The organism is Parafilimonas terrae, from assembly GCF_900115755.1.
GTDB lineage: Bacteria > Bacteroidota > Bacteroidia > Chitinophagales > Chitinophagaceae > Parafilimonas > Parafilimonas terrae.
In genome coordinates this window covers 87,119-104,847 of sequence record NZ_FOXQ01000005.1, presented here as the reverse complement: position 1 = coordinate 104,847, position 17,729 = coordinate 87,119, and the positions used below count along the sequence as shown (strand labels likewise).

The 17,729-nt window shown below is 38.5% G+C and carries 17 protein-coding genes; 7 read left to right on the top strand and 10 right to left on the bottom strand.

Annotated features, from left to right (window positions below; translation table 11 throughout):
* The first annotated feature begins 185 nt into the window (after positions 1–185).
* The 6 genes from BM015_RS09875 (at position 186) to BM015_RS09845 (ending at position 5,146) form a co-directional block, all read left to right on the top strand.
* Positions 186–1,565 (top strand): coiled-coil domain-containing protein, encoded by a 1,380-nt coding sequence (locus BM015_RS09875; RefSeq protein ID WP_143075815.1) that lies wholly within the window; start codon positions 186–188, stop codon positions 1,563–1,565.
* 11 nt (positions 1,566–1,576) lie between these two features.
* Positions 1,577–1,918 carry a hypothetical protein gene (locus BM015_RS09870; RefSeq protein WP_090657842.1) on the top strand — a complete coding sequence of 114 codons (342 nt, stop codon included), beginning with the start codon at positions 1,577–1,579 and terminating at the stop codon, positions 1,916–1,918.
* Positions 1,919–1,922: 4 nt separating this feature from the next.
* Complete coding sequence (locus BM015_RS09865; RefSeq protein ID WP_090657841.1) at positions 1,923–2,627, top strand: hypothetical protein; 705 nt, start codon at positions 1,923–1,925, stop codon at positions 2,625–2,627.
* A 99-nt stretch (positions 2,628–2,726) separates the two neighbouring features.
* A complete protein-coding gene (locus tag BM015_RS09860; protein ID WP_090657840.1) occupies positions 2,727–3,131 on the top strand; it encodes a hypothetical protein in 405 nt (134 codons plus the stop codon).
* A gap of 618 nt (positions 3,132–3,749) precedes the next feature.
* Positions 3,750–4,571, top strand: a complete 822-nt coding sequence (locus BM015_RS09850; protein WP_090657838.1) for a sensor histidine kinase — start codon at positions 3,750–3,752, stop codon at positions 4,569–4,571.
* Positions 4,572–4,666: 95 nt separating this feature from the next.
* The gene (locus tag BM015_RS09845; RefSeq protein ID WP_090657837.1) at positions 4,667–5,146 is read left to right on the top strand and encodes a DUF6799 domain-containing protein; all 480 of its coding nucleotides are present in this window, start codon (positions 4,667–4,669) and stop codon (positions 5,144–5,146) included.
* 96 nt (positions 5,147–5,242) lie between these two features.
* On the opposite strand, the gene BM015_RS09840 is transcribed toward BM015_RS09845, so the two are convergent.
* The 4 genes from BM015_RS09840 to dnaN form a co-directional block, all read right to left on the bottom strand.
* Entirely contained in the window at positions 5,243–5,971 is a 729-nt protein-coding gene (locus tag BM015_RS09840; RefSeq protein ID WP_090657836.1) for an SDR family NAD(P)-dependent oxidoreductase, read from the bottom strand.
* Between the two features lie 264 nt (positions 5,972–6,235).
* Positions 6,236–6,727 (bottom strand): Crp/Fnr family transcriptional regulator, encoded by a 492-nt coding sequence (locus tag BM015_RS09835; RefSeq protein WP_177191867.1) that lies wholly within the window; start codon positions 6,725–6,727, stop codon positions 6,236–6,238.
* Positions 6,728–7,180: 453 nt separating this feature from the next.
* A complete protein-coding gene (locus BM015_RS09830; protein WP_090658196.1) occupies positions 7,181–7,966 on the bottom strand; it encodes a carbon-nitrogen hydrolase family protein in 786 nt (261 codons plus the stop codon).
* Between the two features lie 156 nt (positions 7,967–8,122).
* Positions 8,123–9,238 (bottom strand): DNA polymerase III subunit beta, encoded by a 1,116-nt coding sequence (gene dnaN / locus BM015_RS09825; protein ID WP_090657834.1) that lies wholly within the window; start codon positions 9,236–9,238, stop codon positions 8,123–8,125.
* 335 nt (positions 9,239–9,573) lie between these two features.
* Between dnaN and BM015_RS09820 the strand changes: the two genes are divergently transcribed.
* Positions 9,574–11,928: a S9 family peptidase gene (locus tag BM015_RS09820; protein WP_090657833.1), complete on the top strand. Its 2,355-nt coding sequence runs from the start codon at positions 9,574–9,576 to the stop codon at positions 11,926–11,928.
* Positions 11,929–12,003: 75 nt separating this feature from the next.
* Here BM015_RS09820 and BM015_RS09815 read toward each other — a convergent pair whose 3' ends face one another.
* The 6 genes from BM015_RS09815 to BM015_RS09790 form a co-directional block, all read right to left on the bottom strand.
* Positions 12,004–13,422 (bottom strand): Glu/Leu/Phe/Val family dehydrogenase, encoded by a 1,419-nt coding sequence (locus BM015_RS09815; RefSeq protein WP_090657832.1) that lies wholly within the window; start codon positions 13,420–13,422, stop codon positions 12,004–12,006.
* Between the two features lie 57 nt (positions 13,423–13,479).
* Positions 13,480–13,710: a CcmD family protein gene (locus tag BM015_RS09810; protein ID WP_090657831.1), complete on the bottom strand. Its 231-nt coding sequence runs from the start codon at positions 13,708–13,710 to the stop codon at positions 13,480–13,482.
* Entirely contained in the window at positions 13,703–14,383 is a 681-nt protein-coding gene (gene ccsA, locus BM015_RS09805) for a cytochrome c biogenesis protein (protein WP_090657829.1), read from the bottom strand. The genes BM015_RS09810 and ccsA overlap by 8 nt, the downstream gene beginning before the upstream one ends.
* Positions 14,384–14,494: 111 nt before the next feature.
* Complete coding sequence (gene rlmB, locus BM015_RS09800) at positions 14,495–15,235, bottom strand: 23S rRNA (guanosine(2251)-2'-O)-methyltransferase RlmB (RefSeq protein WP_090657828.1); 741 nt, start codon at positions 15,233–15,235, stop codon at positions 14,495–14,497.
* A 119-nt stretch (positions 15,236–15,354) separates the two neighbouring features.
* Positions 15,355–16,434 (bottom strand): phosphotransferase enzyme family protein, encoded by a 1,080-nt coding sequence (locus BM015_RS09795; protein ID WP_245751345.1) that lies wholly within the window; start codon positions 16,432–16,434, stop codon positions 15,355–15,357.
* A 106-nt stretch (positions 16,435–16,540) separates the two neighbouring features.
* Complete coding sequence (locus tag BM015_RS09790; protein ID WP_090657824.1) at positions 16,541–17,566, bottom strand: LacI family DNA-binding transcriptional regulator; 1,026 nt, start codon at positions 17,564–17,566, stop codon at positions 16,541–16,543.
* Positions 17,567–17,729: the final 163 nt, after the last annotated feature.

The following is a 17,729-nucleotide window of genomic DNA, read 5'->3' as shown; positions in this document are numbered from 1 at the left end:
AAAAATTGAAGAACACCATGAAAGCAACTATTAAAAAAATAGTGTTATTGAAATTCCTTTTACTATCTTTTGTATTTGCGCATGCGCAAACGAAAGTTGTGGAATTTGACTGGGGCAAAAAAGACTTTACTGAAAATAAAAGCAAGTTTCCTTTTGATGAGCCGTTTACGTTTAGGGTAATTGGGATGAAAGCCAATCAAAAGATTGATGTAGTAATTACAGATATTACTAAAAACGTTAAAGATGATGATACCCTGATTCTTAAAGTCCTCGATAGTTCAATTGATGAAACAGGCATTTTTTCTGAAGTTGTACCAAAGTATTTAAAACCCAATCATTATTTTAAAGTAAATGTAAACGTAAAAGAAACCGCAAGGCTTAAATCAAAGACAAGAGATTCCTTGAGTGAAGCAATGTCAGTTGACGAAGTATTTGTAAGCAAAATTCAACAGATATTTTTTGCTTCTAAATATCCTGGTATCAACATTGAAGATTTTAATAAATTATATGAAGATTATTTTTCTGATAACAACCTTAAAAATTTCAAAATTGATTATAAAGCCGCAGATGAAATATTGAGGGATGCTAAAGAGCCCATAGGTCAGGCCCTTAAAGATTTTTCGGAAGCAGCCGAACGGCTATCTACATTAGATAACCTGGTAATAAACATCTTGAATGAAAAGAAGAAAAAAATTGACAAATCTTTGGCTAAAGACAGCAGCAAGAAAACGGAATTGCTACAACAGAAAAATGAAATTGAACAAGCTTTAAATTATAACAGTGAATTTTTTGCTTCTTTATACAAAGTGGAAAATGAGTTGCCTTATTTTAATTTGAATAGTGGAGAAACCCTCTCAGGCTTTCTGGAAAGAACTGATACATTAAAATTGAATGCTGAGTTTGAACAGCAATTGAAAAAAATAGACCCCTCGCTATTAAAACAAGTGAATGACGAATTAAGCGAAACCAGGAAAAATTTAAAATCTTTTAATTCAAATACGATAGCCTCTATACCAAAAGTTGTAAATGAAGCCTTTTTAAACAACACATTCTTTACTTCTGTGCTGGGTTCAAATGTATATGATAACGATACAGAAGCCGGTATTTATACATCCCAAACTTTTGGATATGGATATTCCCCAAAAACTGATAATGGGCTTACTTATTTTTCATTTAGTTTTTTTGCCCGTCCGGTAAACAACAGTGTTCCGCTTTCAAATGTAAAAGGCTGGGATAACCTTAAAGTAAGATTATGTGCTAATGTAGGCTTAACATTAGAAGATATTACCACAAATAAGAATGGTCAAATTTCGGGCCTTGGATCTGTATTTGGAAATAAAGCTGGCCTTGTGGGATTAGGAATACGGCCTTGGGCCTTTTTAAAGGTGGACGCAAACGCCTTGCTTTATTACATGAAAGATCCAAATCCCCTAATCACAAATAAAAAATTTGTTGCCTCGCCATTCTTTGGCGTGTCAGTCAATCTCAATATTGTTAAACTTCTCTCGGGGCAGTCCAACTCTTTAACCACACTTCAAAAAGAAGCTAAATCAAATAACCACTAAATATTTCAATTATGACAATCAAAAATGCAATAGCAACTCCGGATTTCCTTCCAGACGGGGAAACAACTATTTTAAACCTTTCATTTGAAGGAAGAAGTTCAGGCACAGATGGCGCGGACGTTATTGTCAAATTCTTATTAGTTCCACACCCGGAACTAAGCTTTGAAGGGAAAGAATTCGTAACGCAAAATTTTGTATTTGGAAAAGATTTTAAAACCTTCAAAAAAATACTGAGCATAACTAATATCAATCCTTCAACAGTAAGTGAAAGGTTTGGGTTTATCCGATTAATCGCTGAAGAACTTGAAACAAGTTTCACTTCCCCAACCCGTGCAATAATTAATTTAAAATAAATCTATGAAAAAGCAACTTATACCTATTATTGCTTTAGCAATCCTGCTAATTACTTCTTGCATAAAAAATTCAGGCTATACAGTTAACGATGGATTGAAGCCTGATGATATAATAGCTTTTACTTCAATTGAACCTATTAATCCATTTGCTGACAGCGATGCCGAAATACTAATCCGTGTAAGGATTAACCCGCAATCATCAGCTAACCAGTCAGTCACACTTACTACAACAGAAGGTACAATTAATGGCGCCTCAAAATCTGAGTCTGTTACCACAAACACAGACAGGTATGCAGATTTTAAATTGAAAACAGGACAAGTTGCAGGCCCTGTGCTTTTAAAAGCAACCGTAATGACTGATTATTCAAGGGATACAATTATTAATTTCCTGAAAGCCTACCCCGATTCAATAATAATAAACCCGGAAAAGTATGTAATGGAAAAAAATACAACCCTTCCAATAGAAGTAAATCTCTTCAGGCATAAAGGTTATCCAAGTGCAGGCCAAAACATCTTCTATTCTGCAACTACATTAGCAGGCGAAAAAGCCGGAACAGTAACTCCTGACGGAGAATTTGTTCCAGGGAATAAAATCAATGCAACATTTACACCAAATCAGGATTTGGAAGGAGATATATTTATAATTGCCACAATTATAAAGGAAGACGGTTCGCAAATGACATCTAAGACCAGGGTAAGAGTACAATAATAGCAAGTATTTTAAATGAGACTTAAGTTGCACAGAGTAATTTAATAAGCATTTTATTTTTTTAACCTTAGTATTTTTTAACAATCAAACCATTCTATTATGCCATTTACTTTAAAACAATTGGAACCGTACAATAAAATTAAACGCTACGTTATTAATTATTACGACTTCATGAAAAAGGTTAGCAAAGCTCTATCAACTATTCCAGGGCCGCCAGAAATTGATTTAAATGAGCCTATCGGGTTTTACATTTCAAAAAGTGAGTTTGACGATTTTAAAACGATCGCTGATCTAAAAGGTTTTGATAGTTATTTGGGGCTTTTCGGAATTGATGATAATGGCAACCTTACAGTGTGTTTTGTTGGTGCAGACAAATCAAAAAAAATTCTTGATGATTACAAAGATGACCCTGCCACTTATGGTGTTGAAAAATGGAGCGTTAAAAGCAGCCTTACATTAGCTTCTTCGCCCGGTGACATATCAGATTTTTTAAATAAAAAGTAAATTTTTGTTAGAGCTATTATATCATTTATTAATTGCCGCCTCGCTTTTCATTCTGACAGTAAGGATAACAGGCTTCTCTAAAGAAGTCTGGATTCTCATTCCCTTGCTCCTTGCAAGTTTAATTACCGAAGGAGCAAGGTTTTTTTTATCTGATAATAATTTCATTTCCGGTTTTCTATTTGCCATTTACACTCCTTTAGAGTACACAATACTGTCAATATTGTATGCTTCTTTAATACAGCAAAAAACGATAAGGCTATTGATCCGAATTTCTATACTTCCATTTATTATTTTTTCGTTTTTTACCCAGTTCCAACTAAACGGCCAGAATTATTTTTATAAGTATCTTGATGTTTTAATCGAGTCTCCTTTAATGGTTACTTGGGTTATAATATATTTTATTCAGCTCTTCAGGGATGATACAACTTTCGGCTTTTCAAAACGGGCCATGTTCTGGATTTCGGCGGGTAACCTTCTCTTTTTTGCCGGCAGCTTTTTTTCATACGGCGTTGGGGCTTATTTATACAACGAAAACCAAATTATTTTAGGCGATGCCGTAATGTGGATAGAAAGAAGTTTTAATTTATTATTATATTCAACTTACATAATCGGCTTCCTATGCCCAACACTGTAGGTGCTTATGATAACACAATAATATTCCTCGTTGTAACCGGTACACTTATAGTAGTACTTCTTTCTGTTGCCCTGTTTATTTTTTTTGGCATTTTTCAAAAAAAATCTTTTAAGCTTAAATTGGAAAAACAGCAGCTTGAAACGCAATTTGAACATAGCCTTCTCCAAACCCAACTTGAAATACAGGAACAAACCCTGCAGCATATAAGCAATGAACTGCACGATAATATTGCCCAGGTGGCCGGCATTATAAAAATGAACCTGAATACTATTAAGCTGAATGATACAGATAAAACCGCGCAAAGGCTGGAAGAAATAAAAGAACTTACCCATCAATTGATAACAGATATAAGAACTTTATCTGTAAACATGAATGGTGAACGTGTTGCGCAGATTGGTCTTTGTAAGGCGTTAGAAACAGAAATAGAGCGCATTAATAAAACAGAACTGTTTACTGCCATTTTTGAGAAAGAAGGTGATATTTTATTTCTGGAAGATGATAAAGTGATCATATTATACCGTATGGTGCAGGAGATCCTGAATAATATGATAAAACATAGTAATGCCAAAGAAATAAGGCTGATGCTTTTGGCTGAGGAAGATTTAGTGAGGCTGACCGTGACAGATAATGGTGACGGGTTTGATGTGGATGATAAATTAAAAAACGGAACGGGTGCAGGATTGCATAACCTGAGAAAAAGAGCAAAATTGATTAACGCGCAATTAACCATTGACAGTGCCATTGGTAAGGGTACGCATATAAAAATTGAATTGCCCTGCAAAAATGTTCAACCAAATAATGGATAATTGTTTTAACAAGATTTGCCCCTTTTTAAGAATACCGGTATTAATTGCATGAATTTTTGGCACGAAAATTTAATATCCAATCCCAAACCTTACACATGAAAAAATTTATTCCTGTAGTATTTATGGCGCTGTTAGCCGCCTGTAATAGTTCATCATCTGATACATCTGCTGAAGATACAATGGTAGTGATGCCAGATACCGATATTACCGCTGACACTACAACTGTTGTTGCAACCGAAGTATATACTCCCTCCGAAGGCGATGTTATTTATAAAGATGGTAAAACCATGGTAATGCGGAACGACGACTGGGTAGTGGTTGATAAAGAAATTACGCTGGATAACGGCGTTGTAGTTTATAACGACGGTACAGTAAAAAGAGATAAAGCCGCAATAAAACTAGAGGAAGGAGAAGTGGTAAATAAGGCAGGTAATTTTTTTGATAAAACCGGAAAAGCTATTGATAATGCATGGCAGGATACAAAAGATGCAGTTAAAGATGCCGGGCAGGCCGTGGGCGATGCTGCCAAGAAAGCCGGCAAAAAAATAGATACCATTTTCGATAAAAAGAAATAGCCCGGAACACCATTATAAATACATTTATTACAAGTATGTATTTAAATATAAGCCCTGCAAATGCGTGGCTTTATGGTTTTATTTAATGAACCGATGTTAAGGCAACCGCGCCACTAATTTCTCCGGCATTAACCTTAAAATAGTATAAATAATTTTCCATTTAAAACCGGGCACAATAGTAAACCGGGCTGGCGTATAAACAACTGGCTTTGCTATAAAAGAAGGTTCCAGCATTAATGATTCAGGCAAGTCAAGACCGGCTGTCATCTTGCTGCGTATGTATCCCGCTACAATAACATGCACGCTTATATTTCGGGAAAAAAGATATTGCCTTAAGCCAGCAAGGTATTGTGTAAAAGCAGATTTGGTACTGCCATAAATAAAATTGCTTTTCCTGCCCCTTACACCCGAAAGCGAAGAAAGACCAACAATTTTTTCAAGGCTGGTATTACTTTTATCATTAACGATAATATTTAAAATAGAAACAGCGCCGCAGTAATGCACTTTCATCATTTGAAAACTGCCATCCCAGTCAATCATTGCCTGTTCATTATTTTTTAAAAAGCCTGCCGCATACAATACAATATTTGGTTTGAAGGGAAGATTGTTATAAAACTGCTGATGCGTATCAAAAGCAGTGGCATCAAAATACTGTACTATTACATTTGCCATGAAGCCTTGCTGTTCAGCAAATGCATTCAATTCATCTGTGCTTCTTGATGCGGCTATAACCCTGCATCCTTCTTTAATATATAATTTGATGGCTTCTTTAGCTACATCGGAATTGGCGCCCAATACAAGAACAGTTTTGTTTGATAGCTGCATGATTGTTCAAATGTAAAACGCATCGCGCATTAGCGAAAATCAATCCTTTTCAATTTTCTTACTATACACGGCAGCGTAAGCTCCTGCTTCAATAAAGAAAAAAATACGACCATTATTGTTATAAAGATTTCATTGCGCATGAAAAGGTTCGCAATTCTCTATGCTTTTATAGTGGCAGAATATAAGAAAGTAGTGATTGATTTAAAACAAAGCCCGCGCCACTGTAATAATGCAACCCGGTCAGCTATTTCATTAGCCATTAATTCAACTTCTTTTCTTTCGTATCCGCGATAAAGTTTCGCGGCTCATGCCGAGATAAGAGGCGAGATAACTTAAAGGAATGCGCTGAAGGTATTGAGGGTTTCGTTCCAGCATATATTTATAACGCTCTTCGGGATCAAGCAATCTGAATCCATTGGAATGTTCCATTTGTTTAAAATATAAAGCCTGGAAAAAACGAAACAAAATTGCATGAAGCGATGGTTCATTTAAAAAAACAGGTGATGCTTCTTTTTTACTGCCGCAATAAACGATGCATTCTTCTAATGCAACAAGATAGAATTTAGATGGTGTTTCATCACGGAAGCTTATAAAATCGCTGGCAATGTCTTCTTCAAAATAAAAGTTTGTATTTACTTCCCTTCCGTCTTTCATTCTGAAACCGCGGATGCAACCTTGTAAGATGAAGTAAAAATGCCTGCATACCTGTCCTTCTTTTAAAATCACTTCGCCCTTGTTAAAGTGCTTTATTTGCATAACATTAGCGAATTGATTTAAGTCCTCGTCCGGCGCGTTAGCAAAAGTCCTGAGCTTCTGCTTAAATAGTTGAAGCGCTCTCTCCTTACTAAATTTTTCCATAGATCAGCAATAGGTAAACAATATATTCAGCGCCATGCTTTAGCATCTAAATTTAGGAATTCTAAATAAAATAATATTCATTTTAACAGCCTTTAATAGCCCCGGGCTTAAGTAAGATACATACAATATCCAGAAGAAGTTTAAAATGTTTTAATTTAATGTGTGGATTAAAATTTTCCGTCACATTAAAAATCATATCCCTTAATTATGCAGCGTTTATAATTCAATCAGGTTAAACCGGGGCTATCGCAATTAAAATATAAAATTACAGGTATGAATGGGATATTTCCTAAAGTTGTTTAAGAATATGGTTAAGGTTTGGTATAATGAATTGTTTATACTTTGAAATATTCAGGTATAATTTATTTTAAGCCTTTTAGCCAGCCTGCCCGTGGCTAACTCCGGTTCAATATCCGCTACCAATATGCCTGCTTTACCATATAACTGCCAGGCAATGCATTTACCATCAGGGCTTATTAAAGAAGTGGCGGATTCCTGGAAGCGGGTTGCATAATTTACGCTGGCAAAGTATATAGTGTTTTCAATGGAACGCATCATCATGGCTTTTTCATAATAAGGATTGCCCGCATTGCCCCACTCTTTCAATTCAATACCTTCAGTATCACTGCCGGCAAAATGCGGATGAAAAACAATGGATGCGCCTTGCCTTGCCGCCCACCGTACCGTTTCAGGATAACGAAAACCTTCATGACAAATGGCGATGCCAAATTTTAAATCCTGCACTTCAAATAATTGCCTGCCCTTTCCTGCAACCCATACATTATCTTCCGAAGGGTCAAGCTGCACCTTGGGCTGATAACCTGCCACATTCCCTTTACCTGAAATTACAAAAGCCACATTCAAAAAGTTTTCATCCTCATACCAATCCATTGGCAGGATAATGGCAATTGAATTTGCTCTTGCTATTTCACAGGCTTTTTGTAAAGCGTCTTTTAAAACTTCCGGCGAAGTTTTTTTCACATTTTCCAAATCAAGCGGATAGCCGGGAATATAGGTTTCAGGGAAACAAATGATGGCTGCTTTTTGCCGGGCCGCATCTTCCACCAATGTCTGCAGTTGTTTAATAGCGTCATATATCGATGCCGGGTATAATGGTGAAGCCAAAGCTATTTTCATATTGAATAAAGATAAGATTGTTTTTGGGTTGTATAACAGGTGAAACGGCGGCATGTTCTTAATAAAAAATGCAGGCTGCGCACAAGGGTTCATACTTATGTCAAATAAAAAAGGCCCTCAAACCGGGCCTTTAATTTTATAAAGCTGTATCAAATATTATACGTTTAACATAAGTGGCATCACCAGCATTAAAAGCTCTTCATTCTCCTCTTTTTCAGTTGGCTTTATTATACCGGCTTTATTGGGAGTGGATAATTCAACCACCACATTCTCGCTTTCGGAAGCATTTAAAAGTTCAATTAAAAATTTAGCATTAAAAGCAATCTGCAAATCTTCCCCGTCATACTCGCAATTCATACGTTCATTACCTTCTGAACTGAAATCAACATCCTGCGCGGTAAGCTGCAATTCACTTCCGTTTATGCTTAATACAACCTGGTTAGTGCTTTTATTACTAAAGATATTAATACGGCGCAATGCACTTTGAAAATCGGTGCGGTTTACAGTAAGCTTATAAGGATTATCTGCCGGTATCACCACTTTATAATCGGGGAAACGTGCATCTATCAGGCGGCAGCTCAGCCTTGTTTCACCATGCGTCACAAAAAAATGATTGTTATTATAGCTTACGGTTATTTCATCATCATTATCAGGCAATGCATTCTTCAGCAGGTTCAAAGGTTTTTTTGGAACGATAAAACTGTCTGCATTGGCATTGGTAGCATCTGTTCTTTTATAACGAACAAGCCTGTGCGCATCGGTTGCAACAAACTGCACTGCATTTTTTGAAAGCTCAAAGAAAATACCTGTCATGGCAGGGCGCAGGTCATCGTTGCTTACAGCAAATAAAGTTTTATTAATGCCGTTGAGCAAAGCGCTGCTGGTAACTGTAAAGTTGTTGGCATCATCCGCTTCGGGCGCTTTGGGAAAGTTATCAGGGTTTTCACCCATCATTTTATACTTACCGTTATCGCTTGTAATTTCAACTGAAAAATTTTTGTCTATATTAAAAGTAAGCGGCTGGTCTGAAATGTTTTTTAATGAATCCATCAAAATACGCGCAGGTATGCAAATTTTACCATCGGTTTTACTTTCCACATCCATTTGAACACCCATCACTGTTTCAAGGTCGGTAGCAACAACGGTGAGCTTTTTGTCTTCAATTTCAAACAAAAAATCTTCAAGAATAGGCAACACCGTATTGGCATTTATCACACCGTTTATCTGCTGCAGATGTTTTAGTAAAGCTGAAGAAGAAACAATGAATTTCATTCGTATATCTTTTATTTTTTGCGGCAATATATAGAGAAAGTTTTATTCGCCGTATAGGCAAACCTAAATCAATTTGTTTACATGCCCGCAGGCGGATATATGCATAAAAGCACACCGACTTAAAATGTGAATTGTTTGTGCTTAAAATTGCAACAGATACGAATGAAACCGGGCATAATAACTTTTCGCTACATAGGGAGATATGCATAGCGAGGTTCCATGAGGCTATTGAAAAATAAAAATGTACGAATGAACCGGCGAAAAAATTTCTGCAAGGCTTTTAAGCGGGTTATATTCACAATGTTTTTTACAGGCTCTTTTTAATTACCTCCGATATGAAAAAATTTCTGCCACTTTTGCTGCTGTTGCCTTTTGCCTCTTATGCGCAGCTTACCGTTGAACAAATAATGCGTGATCCAAAATGGATTGGTACTTCGCCATCGCAAATATTTTGGAATTACGATAGCAGATCCATTCACTTTAGCTGGAACCCGGAAAATAACAGCAGCGATTCCGCTTACAATTATCAGCTTGCAAGCGGCAGCACAGAAAAGGAGAATTATCTTACGGCAAAGCTTGCAGAAGATATTAATAACGGAAGACATAATGCAGCCAGAACGAAAATTGTTTTTATACATAACAACGATGTTTACCTGCTTGCAACAGCCAACCAAAATATTGTACGTGTTACGCAAACAACAGCAGAAGAATCGGACCCGGTATTTCTGAAAGATGATAACAAAATTGTTTACCGTTTAGATAATGACCTGTATGAATGGAATGCCTTAACCGGCAATACAAAACAGTTAGCGCATTTTAAAAAAGGCGCTGCACCTGCCGAAGACAAACAGTTTTCCAAACAGCAGCAATGGCTGAACGATGAGGCACTGCGTACTTCTTCCGTAATAAAAAGCAGGCAGGATAAAAAAGATGCCCGCAAAGAATTTCTTGAAAATAACAAAGAAGAAAAGCCGCTTCGCACGATTTATACGGGCAATAAAAGCGTGCAGCAATTAACGGTAAGCAGCGATGGAAGGTTTATTGCCTATACTTTATTTGAAAGGAATCCTGATGCCAGGCGGGCAATCGTTCCCAACTATGTTACCAGCGATGGATATACTGCTGAAATACCAGCGGGCACAAAAGCTGGCAGGCCCGATGGAACTTTTTCTTTTTTTGTTTTTGACAAATTGAAAGATACGGTTATAAAAATTTCAACCGACTCCATTCCTTTTATTCATTATACACCGGGTTATGTGAAGGATTATCCAAACGAAGCAAAAGATTCTGCCGGCAATAAAAGAAAGCTGCGCATAGAAAGCGTTTTATGGAATGATGAAGGCAGCGTGTGTGTAGTTGATATTTTTTCGCTTGATCAGAAAGACCGCTGGATAATGCAGCTGGATGCCGCCACGGGCAAACTTAGCTTAATAGATCACCAGCGTGATGATGCCTGGATTGCAGGGCCCGGCATTGCCTGGCTTGAACCTGCCAACATTGGCTGGATAAACAACAGTAGCTTTTATTTTAAAAGCGAAGCAACCGGCTATTCGCATTTATACACTTATAATTTCAACACACATCAAAAGCATGCTGTTACGAGCGGCAACTATGAAATTCAGAAAGCAATTTTAAGCACTGATAAAAAGTTCTTTTACATCGTAACAAACGAAGAGCATCCCGGCAAACAAAATATTTACAGGATAAATATTGATGGCAGTAATAAAACAAAACTCACTTCGCTCACCGGCGGCTATGAAATGTATTTATCACCTGATAATAAATACCTGGCTTATCGTTATTCCTATCAAACCAAGCCTTGGGAATTGTATGTGCAGGAAATAAAACCTGGTGCAAAGCCGCAGCGGGTAACCAATAAGGCAATGAGCGATTCTTTCAAACTATACCCGTGGCGTGACACGAAGATTTTTACTTTTAAGGCAAGAGATGGCGCCAATGTTTATGCGCGTATTTATGAGCCGAGGCCCGGCACAAAGAATAATGCAGCCGTAATTTTTGTGCATGGCGCCGGTTACCTGCAAAACGTGGATTACTGGTGGAGTTATTATTTCCGTGAAATGATGTTCAACAATTTGCTGGCTGATAAAGGTTACACTGTTTTGGATGTTGATTACCGTGCCAGCGCCGGTTATGGCCGCGACTGGCGCACCGGCATTTACCGTTATATGGGTGGGAAAGACCTGGATGATGAAGTGGATGCCGCCCATTACCTTGTTCAAAATTTTGGGATTGATTCCACACGCATTGGCATGTATGGCGGCAGCTATGGTGGTTTTATGACACTAATGGCTATGTTCACGCAGCCCGATGTTTTCAAAGCGGGCGCAGCTTTGCGGCCGGTGACAGACTGGGCGCATTACAACCATGAATATACCGCTGCTATTTTAAATGAACCTTTTACTGACAGCATTGCGTATGCACGCTCTTCGCCCATCAATTTCGCAAATGGTTTAAAAAACCATTTACTCATTTGTCATGGAATGGTTGATGTGAATGTAAATTTCCAGGATGCGGTGCGCTTAACACAACGCCTGATTGAGCTGGGAAAAGATAACTGGCAGATAGCGCCTTACCCGGTAGAAGATCATGGTTTTGTGGAACCCAGCAGTTGGACAGATGAATACAAACGTATCCTGAAATTATTTGATGGCACGCTTTTGAAAAGATAATCTTCAAACCATTCTAAAAAAGATACACCAGCCTCAAACAAAGCTGGTGTATCTCCCAAAAAATTTTTGTAACAATTATGGGAAGATGCCTAATTCGGCATAGCTTGTTCCTACCTTATCGATAGCAACAACATAAGCTGCAGTACGCATGTCAGGTATTTTATCGTTCGCATGCCAGCAGGCCATAATTTCACGCGTAGCTTCAATCATAGTTTGTTCAAGCCCGCTGTAAACAAGATCAACCTCGTCCGGCCCATGTTCAATTAATAATTTTTCGCGGCTGTCAACGGTTTTGCCGGTAAGTTCTTCCAGCTGGCCAATGATATGTTTATTTAAATTTTCGGTGAACCTTTTTTCCATCCTGCCATAGCGTACATGGCTTAAATTTTTCAGCCATTCAAAATAAGAAACCGTTACGCCGCCGGCATTCAGGTACATATCGGGAATAACGAGCACGCCTTTTTTAGACAGGATTTCATCCGCATCGGGTGTTAAAGGGCCATTGGCCGCTTCACCAATAATTTTAGCTTTAACCCGTGCAGCATTATCACCATTAATAACATTTTCAAGCGCTGCCGGAATAAGAATATCACATTCCAGCTCAAGTGCATCGCCGGTTACTTTTAAATTCGTGGCGCCCGGGAAATCCAATATGGATTTAGTGCTCTTCCTGTGCTGGAAAACGGCCTCTTCATTCAGCCCGTCTTCATTGTAAATAGCGCCTTCGAATTCTGCAATGGCTACTATTTTGGCGCCATGTTCCCTGAAAAATTTAGCGGTATGATATCCAACGTTTCCAAGCCCCTGCACAACAATGCGCTTGCCAACAATACCTGTTGTAAGCCCTAATTTTTCCATTACATCAGGCATGGAACAAACTTCGCGTATGCCATAAAAAACACCGAGGCCGGTAGCTTCTTTTCTTCCCCTTACGCCACCTTGGGCAACGGGCTTGCCGGTAACACAACCCATAGCATCCACTTCGCCGGGATGCATTGCCATGTAAGTGTCCAGTATCCAGGCCATTTCACGTTCACCCGTTCCATAATCGGGTGCAGGCACATCTGTACCCGGGCCGATAAATTCTTTTTTTACCAATTCTGAAGTATAACGTCGTGTAATTTTCTGCAGTTCCCACGCGCTGAATTCTCTCGGGTTAATTTTAATACCGCCTTTGGCGCCGCCAAACGGTACGTTTACAATGGCACACTTGTAGGTCATTAAAGCAGCAAGCGCCATTACTTCATCCTGGTCAACCAGTTCGCTGTACCTTATACCACCCTTGCAGGGTGTTTTATGATGTGAATGCTGAGCACGGTATGCTTCAATTACCTCAATAGAACCATCATCTCGTTTAATGGGAAACCGCATGCGGTAAACGGCGTTGCAGGCTTTAATCTGATCGAGAATACCCTTTTCCCATTGGGTAAACTTTGCTGCTTTGTCAAAGCTCCGGGTTACACTTTCAAAGAAATTATAGTGTTTGTCTGCCATCGTTAGATTATTTTAAATTAGACTAATGAACATTTGTTTTTTATGAATAAAAAATTTTTAGCTTTTCGAAGGACGTTCTTTTTCAAGTTTAGAAATCTTCCTGTCGAGGTTAATTATGTAAATAAATAACCCTAAAACAATTACAACAGCCACTGCCATTACCACAAAAATTTTCCCGCTGCCATTCATGAAATCAGTAGGCTCTTCCTTTGATAAATCCATTTGCTGGGCATAGCTGCCTGCTGCTATAAAATAAAAAGAGAGAAGAAGCGCTAATTTCCTAAGCATATTCAAATAATTTTTCTTTATACAATTGTAACCTTATTCTTAAGGTGGTTATCCAAACGCCCAGTAAGGTCCAGCCAATAACAGCCGGCCAGAAAACCAGGCGCATTTGTGGTGCAAGGTCTGAACCATTCAAGGCGGGGTTGCCTTCGCTGCCCTGCCCGCCCGGGTGCAATGATTCTGTCAATCGCGGTAAAATCCAGATGGTTGGAAAAAGCATGGCAAAAGCAAATATGTTGTACACAGCGCTTAAGCGCGTACGTTTGTTCTCATCATCAACAGAGCCTCTTAAAACAAAATAAGCCAGGTAAATTAATATGGCAATAGCAGCGCCGTTTTGTTTGGGGTCGCTGCTCCAGAATGCACCCCATTGATATTTTGCCCAGATGGACCCGGTTATCAACCCTAAAACGCCAAACACAATACCACTGCGGGCATATTCAGTTGCATAATGATCGTGAATTATTTTGCCGGAGTTTAAGGATTTAATTGCATAAATAACAGAAACCGTGAAAAGCACCATCATGCAAAACCACATGGGCACATGGAAAAATAAGTTACGGATAGATTGCTGCAACCGGCCGTCGAGCACCGGTATTTTTACGAGAAAGCCCATGATACAAGTGTACATCAGCAAAACAAAACTCAATATTTTCCACCATGATTTTCTAAGCATCTCGTTGTATTAACAGCGTGTTATTGCGCCGCGAAGTTATAGCAAAGCTTTTCAATCAGTTACTAATAAATATAAAATTATTAATAAAACAAATGAATGTGCCCAAACCATTTATAATCTTTGTTTCATTGTTTCATACAAAATAATGCCTGCGGCAACCGAAACATTCAGCGAGTCAAATTCACCTTTCATGGGAATGGTGAAATGTGCATCGGCGGCTTTGGATAAATAAGACTGAACGCCTTTTTCTTCATTGCCCATAATGATGCAGCATGGCCCGGCGAGGTCAAGTTCATATGGTTTTTGCTTTGCATTCATTTCACTTGTAAAAACCTTAATGCCGTTCAGGTGTAAATCATCCACGGCCTTCAGCAAGCTGTTTACGCGGCAAATATTTAATTTCTCCAAAGCGCCGGCGCTGCTTTTTACGGCATCTTCGTTTAAAGCGCCAACGCCTTTATCGGGAATAATAATGGCATGTGCCCCGCAGCAAACAGCGCTGCGGGCGATGGCGCCAATATTCCGCACATCGGTAACGCCGTCAAGCATTAACAATAACGCTGTTTCACCTTTATCATTTACCCAGTCGATAACAGATTGAAGGTCCTGGTAAGTAACGGCTGAGCGATAGGCGATTACGCCCTGGTGATTGATATTGGTAAGGCTGTTCAGCTTTTCATTCGGTACATATTGAACAGGAATATTTTGTTCCCTCGCCAGTTTTCTTATTTCATTGATCACATCGCCGGAAGCATTTTTAAACAGCAGTATTTTATCAACGCCCGATTGCTGCCGCAGCGCTTCTGTAACCGGGTTTCTGCCAACAATTATATTTTTTTTTGATTGAAACATGCAAGGCGCAAGTTAGCAATGAATATTATGTTTGAGAAGTAAACCCGGGCATTAAGTTTTTAAAGGATCGTTTATGTGAATTTAATATATACAAATCAGGGTAGCGGTGGCGTTGTTAATTAATGGTTTTGCCTGGTGGTTTTTTTAGGAAAAGTGATACGATTGGTAATTTCCTGAAACCTGGCTTCTTTCTCAATCAGCAATTGCAGTAAATGCACCTGGTTGCCGGCACGCACAAAATTGTGTTCTTCATATTTACGGCCATAGTAAATGTCATTATTAAGATAATCGGTAAGAAAGCGCAATGCCTGCATGTAGATCATAAACTTTCCTGCAAAAACAAAATGATTTAATTCAGCTTCATTTAATTCATTGCGCATTTCGTACAGGTAGCCTTCAGCAATGGCGGTAAAATAATCTTCCCGCATTTCAAGTTTTGAAAAATTCTTTTCTTCTTCGCCAAAAGGTGAAATATAAGTACGCATCATATCGCCCACATCACTTATAAAATAGCCGGGCATTAAAGTGTCGAGGTCAATTACGCAAATGCCTTTGTTATTATCATCAAGCAATACATTATTAATCTTGGTATCGTGATGAGTGACCCTTGGTTTTAAAGCGCCGGATGTTTTTAGCTGCTCATATTCTGCAACAATATGCTGCTGGCTCTTTAAAAAATTTATAAGCGATGAAGACTGTTGAATACGTTCTTTATTACCATGCACAACAGCTTTAAGGAAATCGTTGTAGCGAAGAGATATATTATGAAAATCGGGCAGTGTTATCTTCAATTTATCTACCGGAAAACCAGCCAGCAATTTTGTAAGCTCTCCAAACATTCTTGCCGCTTCAAATGCCTGCCCTGCATTTTCCGCTACATTAATGGTATGAGAATTTTTAATAAAAGGATACATTCTGAAACAGCCTTCACTGGTATAAACAAGATCGTCAAGCTGCGTAGTGGTTACTGGTGTGCAAAAAAAATAGGCGGGATGATGAACCGAAAGATAGCCTGAAACGGCTTTAATGTTTTCTGAAATATATTCAGGATGCTTAAATACGCCTGTGTTTATTTTTTGTAAAATGAAACTGCCTTTTTCATCTTCAATCTTCCATGTATGGTTAATTAAACCGTCCCCAAATGGTTTAATGGAACCAGGCGTAATTAAACCATAAGCCTGTAAAATATCGTTCATCATAATTTCAGTTTAGGCAGTATGAGAAGTAAACCTTTTCTGAAGCCAAACATATAAAACTATTAATGCAAAATAATGCGCAAACGGTTGCTGTATTTTCATGTATAGGTTATTCCCCGGTTGCGTGTATTACAAGATCGCCGTTAATAAGAATATTATGGAAACTTTCAGATGTAGAAGAATTGTTCATCAGTTCAATTAAAATTTCAGCCGCCATGCTGCCTTGTTTATAAGGATATTGTTCTACCGATGCAAATGGCGGGTCTTGCAAAAAAGAGGTAATGGGAATATTGGCATAGCTCACAAATGTTATGTCTTTATTTAATTCAAGGTTTAATTTTTTTGCGTGGCGAATACCATCCAGCGCCACATAATCATTGATCGCAACTACGGCGGTTGGCCTGGGTTTTAAAGACAGCATTTTTTCAACAGCCGTAGCAGTGGATTCCAGTGAAAGATCAGTTGATTCTACCAAGCTCATATCTATCTTTATCCTGTTTTTTATCATTACCTGTTTATAGGTTTCAGTGCGTTCTTTGGATGAGATCATTTCTTCAGGGCCGTTTAAAATACCAATGCGCCGATGTCCTTTTTTAATTAGAAACTCAAGCATTTGTTTAGTGCCATTCACCATATCAAATGCCACTTTATGCACATTGGATAGCGAAGGCACCCGGTCAAAAAACACAACAGGTATATTATATTTTTCCAGCGCCATAAAATGGTCATAATTTTTCGTTTGCTTGCTTAAGCTCACAATTAAACCATCCACATGCTGGTCTTTCATTGCAGTAATAATTTCTTTTTCCATCTCCACATCATCGTGCGACTGGCCAATGAAAACATGATATTTATTTTTTCTGGCCACATCTTCTATACCACTGATGGCTTTTGAAAAGAACTCTTCGATTAAGCTGGGCAGCACAACGCCAATGGCATACGTTTTTCTTTGTTTGAAGAAGATGGCAATTTTATTAGGCTCATAACCTAATTCATCAGCCAATTGCTGCACCCGCATCTTGGTGCGCAGGCCAATGCTTGGATGATCGTGTAAAGCCCGTGATACAGTGGATACAGATATATTAAGCCTTTGGGCGATCTCTTTTATGGTGGGTAATTTGTGCTCTTCAGCCATACGCTCAATAATAGTTCAAATCTACAAATTGCTTTACGCCGAAATAAAAAATAAATATTGACGCAGGAACAGGAAACCGTTGCCGCCATGAAAATATGCAGTTGACGGTAATGCGACGCAACCGTGCTGCCATTAGTTAATCTGCCGGTAACATAAAAATATT

What these genes read in the sequence shown, in the direction of transcription:
- BM015_RS09875 (WP_143075815.1), top strand. Translation starts at nt 186, where the DNA reads ATGAAAGCCAATCAAAAGATTGATGTAGTAATTACAGATATTACTAAA.
- BM015_RS09870 (WP_090657842.1), top strand. Translation starts at nt 1,577, where the DNA reads ATGACAATCAAAAATGCAATAGCAACTCCGGATTTCCTTCCAGACGGG.
- BM015_RS09865 (WP_090657841.1), top strand. Translation starts at nt 1,923, where the DNA reads ATGAAAAAGCAACTTATACCTATTATTGCTTTAGCAATCCTGCTAATT.
- BM015_RS09860 (WP_090657840.1), top strand. Translation starts at nt 2,727, where the DNA reads ATGCCATTTACTTTAAAACAATTGGAACCGTACAATAAAATTAAACGC.
- BM015_RS09850 (WP_090657838.1), top strand. Translation starts at nt 3,750, where the DNA reads ATGCCCAACACTGTAGGTGCTTATGATAACACAATAATATTCCTCGTT.
- BM015_RS09845 (WP_090657837.1), top strand. Translation starts at nt 4,667, where the DNA reads ATGAAAAAATTTATTCCTGTAGTATTTATGGCGCTGTTAGCCGCCTGT.
- BM015_RS09840 (WP_090657836.1), bottom strand. Translation starts at nt 5,971, where the DNA reads ATGCAGCTATCAAACAAAACTGTTCTTGTATTGGGCGCCAATTCCGAT.
- BM015_RS09835 (WP_177191867.1), bottom strand. Translation starts at nt 6,727, where the DNA reads ATGCAAATAAAGCACTTTAACAAGGGCGAAGTGATTTTAAAAGAAGGA.
- BM015_RS09830 (WP_090658196.1), bottom strand. Translation starts at nt 7,966, where the DNA reads ATGAAAATAGCTTTGGCTTCACCATTATACCCGGCATCGATATATGAC.
- dnaN (WP_090657834.1), bottom strand. Translation starts at nt 9,238, where the DNA reads ATGAAATTCATTGTTTCTTCTTCAGCTTTACTAAAACATCTGCAGCAG.
- BM015_RS09820 (WP_090657833.1), top strand. Translation starts at nt 9,574, where the DNA reads ATGAAAAAATTTCTGCCACTTTTGCTGCTGTTGCCTTTTGCCTCTTAT.
- BM015_RS09815 (WP_090657832.1), bottom strand. Translation starts at nt 13,422, where the DNA reads ATGGCAGACAAACACTATAATTTCTTTGAAAGTGTAACCCGGAGCTTT.
- BM015_RS09810 (WP_090657831.1), bottom strand. Translation starts at nt 13,710, where the DNA reads ATGCTTAGGAAATTAGCGCTTCTTCTCTCTTTTTATTTTATAGCAGCA.
- ccsA (WP_090657829.1), bottom strand. Translation starts at nt 14,383, where the DNA reads ATGCTTAGAAAATCATGGTGGAAAATATTGAGTTTTGTTTTGCTGATG.
- rlmB (WP_090657828.1), bottom strand. Translation starts at nt 15,235, where the DNA reads ATGTTTCAATCAAAAAAAAATATAATTGTTGGCAGAAACCCGGTTACA.
- BM015_RS09795 (WP_245751345.1), bottom strand. Translation starts at nt 16,434, where the DNA reads ATGATGAACGATATTTTACAGGCTTATGGTTTAATTACGCCTGGTTCC.
- BM015_RS09790 (WP_090657824.1), bottom strand. Translation starts at nt 17,566, where the DNA reads ATGGCTGAAGAGCACAAATTACCCACCATAAAAGAGATCGCCCAAAGG.